The organism is Desulfobacterium sp. N47 (assembly GCF_051233685.1).
Classification (GTDB): Bacteria; Desulfobacterota; Desulfobacteria; order Desulfobacterales; family RPRI01; genus RPRI01.
The window spans coordinates 1-3,171 of the sequence record NZ_JBAMMY010000256.1 but is presented as its reverse complement, the minus strand read 5'-3'; the positions used below and the strand labels follow the sequence as shown (position 1 = coordinate 3,171).

The window sequence follows — 3,171 nt, the reverse complement described above, 5'->3', positions numbered from 1 at the left end:
CATATTCAGGTATTATTCCACGGGTCAAACAAACCGGTGGCCCTGAAGGCCAAACCCGTACCGGTAAAGTATCAAAACGCTGCAATCGTATCCTCAAAAATTATGTTGTGCAGTCGGCTCACCATATTGGCTTACATGGCCCGGAAGATTTAATGGCCGACTACAAAAAAAGAGATGCAAATGGTCAACATGCAGATTTTGGTATCGGCCGTCGATATATTCGCACTGCTATGTGTTTGATGCGCAATTCACAAATTTATATACCTAAACGCCTCCGTAGTAAGGAAATTAATCCGGAAGAACGAGCCGGTTATTTTCTGATGATCTGGCCCTCCCTTCGGGATAAGTGGGCTAAACTCGGCGCATTAGAAACCGCCTTCACAAACGATAACCCTTTGGGCCGTTGGCGAAATATGGTACAGGAGCTATATGAAATAAAGCTTAAACTTTAAGACTAAGCAACACTGGGTTTGACCTTCGCACTCAAAGGGGTTCTCAGTTTCGGCGGACAGGATGGCTATTTGTAACTTTCGCAAGGGCCCACAGTAAAAAGAATGGGCTTCTTGACGGCTTTGAATAGAATGTTACCCTGTCCGTCCGAACTACTAATTATGGCTCCAAGGTGCTCTGATCCTGGAAAATCCCAGAGATCTTGTTATACCAGTTTGCCAAAGTCGGACATTATGGACGGTGTTTTTCACCTGTTATGCCGAAATGTGAATATCTAAAAGTGCAACTGCTAAGCCCGGTATATTCAAATTTTAAAAAACGGCGTTGGTCGTAAGGGGGTAGTTTTACCTAAAAATGGGCAGCTTTTTTACTTGACTTTCTTCTGGTGCTCTATTCCATTGATATTAAGCAGGTGTAATTAATGATAAGGTGCTTCAGACATTTCCGATCTTCCTTACGCCTGTTAAAAATATATAACGGCTTTGCTAAAAGTCGGTCTGCTTAAGCAGCGCTTCATCTGTTTGGGATTAGCGCGCTTTGCATATGAAGTTCTTGACAAAGCCGTCAGAATACTGCCTTCAACGAACCCGGTTTGTAAATCTGGTGCTCATGGGGTATCGTTTTATGAGTCCGCGAAAAAAACAAAAATAAATATTAAGCCATTCTCAATGCACCGGTAAGTTTAAAGACTTCTCCGTTTAAATATATATTTTCGATCAGGTGCAGAACCAAAAATGCATATTCTGAGGGTTTGCCCAGCCTTTTAGGAAAAGGTATTGATTTGGCCAATGCTTCACGCGCTTTTTCCGGCACTCTTGCAAGCATTGGTGTATCGATAGTTCCGGGTGCGATAGTAACAACACGGATTCCGTGACGTCCCAATTCTCTTGCCACAGGAAGCATCAAGCCTTCAACGCCGCCTTTGGAAGCACTATATGCGGCTTGCCCGATCTGTCCCTGGGATGCGGCTACAGATGAGGTATTGATAATAATTCCACGTTCGCCATCTTCACCGGGAGCATTTTCAGCCATTTTTGCAGCCGAGCTTATAAGAACTCTCATGGTGCCGATAAGATTGACCTGAATTCTTGCTTCAAAAAAATCCATAGGCATAGGGCCCTTTTCTTTATCAAGTATCTTGCATGGCCCGCCTATTCCTGCGCAATTAATTGCTACATTTATGCCACCCATCTTTTCAGCAGCCGTATTAATGGCCTGGTTTACACTGTCATTATTCGTAACATCGGTTTTAACAAAAAAGCCTCCCAGCTCTGCGGCAAGACTTGTGCCTTTATCTTCCTGTAAATCAAGGATGGTCACTTTTCCTCCGCCACTTGTAATCTGCCGTGCACACTCTTCCCCTATACCGGAAGCGCCACCACTTATCACCGCTTTGCATTCGCTGATTTTCATAATTTATTCTCCCTTTTTATAGATAATTATTTTCTTACATTAAAAACAGTACTATATTTTTCTCAATATGATAACTTGTCGTTAAGTTGCCTGCTTTGATACATGACAGTGTTTTAAGCCAATCTGGCAAGTATCAAAATGCATAAATGTTAATAAGTTGTCAATAAACAGATGCCTGAATGTAAATTTTGTGAGAATTTCAAAACGTCCAATTTTGCTCGGGTTCAAGGAATGTAAGATTTCAACCGCAGTAAAACATGAAGTATTTTAAGGATTGAAATTTGATCCTGACACAGTCACTGAAATTTATATATAGTGCTGATCGGGCAAAAGAGAGCGTTATACAAGGGCTCCATTGCATTCATGTTGTAACTGCTATCAGCAACGCCAAATTCTGTCAAGACAAAATAAAAGGCTTATTGATGGTTAACCTATAGAAAATATATAATATTCTATTTAACTGTTAAACTCATGGCATTGGGCGCTGAATAATTCTGCCGGATATATTGTTGACAGATATTGCAATATATGGAAAAAATATTGATAATATTTCAGAATATTACAAGATATTAACGCAGCATCCGATTTTATGTCATTTGCTTATGATCAAAACTGATAAGTGAGGTTTGAAAAATGAAAAAATTATCAATTTATATTTATTTCATAATATTATCGGTCGCACTGACTGCAAGCACGGCGAGTGCGCTTAGATGTGGTAATGATCTGATTTCAGAAGGTGACAGTACTTCTAAAGTTAGAATTACTTTAAAAAATAATGGCGGGGAAATCATCGAAAAGACATATTCGGATGCAAGAGGAGGCAAGTCAAGCAATTCAAAAAAAAAGGGCAGATATTCTTCTCATACAGGGGTAATTGAAAAGTGGTTCATCAGAGCGCCAAGCGGATATGGCAGACCTTATTGCTATGAATTAACGTTTGTCGGATCAAAATTAGAAGAAATCGGATCCGGCGTTGATTGTAATTAATTTCCATATCATATTTTACTGAAAACGAAAAAATCCAATTTATCCAAAAGCATGCAGTGGCTTGGGTTAACCTATTCAAGACGGTATAATAATAGGCATGCGAGGAGCGGTCATCTATTTCAAGGACGGTTTAAAAGCTTTTTAATAGAAAATGACACTTATTTGACGCGGCTGTCGTGTTATATAGTGTTTGACCGACAAATGGTAATCGATTGAATTTGAAGATAAATATTGAATAAAAGTAAAACGAAGATTTTTCAGAAAGATGCATTTTATACTTGCATTCCTGACTCATTAATGGTAGTTATTTACTTGAATTAA

Annotated in this window: 4 protein-coding genes; 3 read left to right on the top strand and 1 reads right to left on the bottom strand. The window is 39.5% G+C overall.

Annotated features, from left to right (window positions below):
- A partial coding sequence (locus VXK47_RS16435; RefSeq protein ID WP_435549867.1) for a hypothetical protein occupies positions 1-452 on the top strand: 452 nt, incomplete at its 5' end.
- 652 nt (positions 453-1,104) lie between these two features.
- Here the strand turns inward: VXK47_RS16435 and VXK47_RS16430 are convergent.
- Positions 1,105-1,863 carry an SDR family NAD(P)-dependent oxidoreductase gene (locus tag VXK47_RS16430; RefSeq protein WP_435549866.1) on the bottom strand — a complete coding sequence of 253 codons (759 nt, stop codon included), beginning with the start codon at positions 1,861-1,863 and terminating at the stop codon, positions 1,105-1,107.
- Between the two features lie 633 nt (positions 1,864-2,496).
- Between VXK47_RS16430 and VXK47_RS16425 the strand changes: the two genes are divergently transcribed.
- Together VXK47_RS16425 and VXK47_RS16420 are read left to right on the top strand one after the other, a co-directional pair.
- Entirely contained in the window at positions 2,497-2,850 is a 354-nt protein-coding gene (locus VXK47_RS16425) for a DUF2845 domain-containing protein (protein WP_435549865.1), read from the top strand.
- Positions 2,851-2,862: 12 nt separating this feature from the next.
- Complete coding sequence (locus VXK47_RS16420; RefSeq protein WP_435549868.1) at positions 2,863-3,066, top strand: transposase; 204 nt, start codon at positions 2,863-2,865, stop codon at positions 3,064-3,066.
- The last annotated feature ends 105 nt before the right edge of the window (positions 3,067-3,171 follow it).

Bases quoted from the DNA above. Each gene is read 5' to 3' on its own strand.
- VXK47_RS16430 (WP_435549866.1), bottom strand. From the start codon at position 1,863: ATGAAAATCAGCGAATGCAAAGCGGTGATAAGTGGTGGCGCTTCCGGT.
- VXK47_RS16425 (WP_435549865.1), top strand. From the start codon at position 2,497: ATGAAAAAATTATCAATTTATATTTATTTCATAATATTATCGGTCGCA.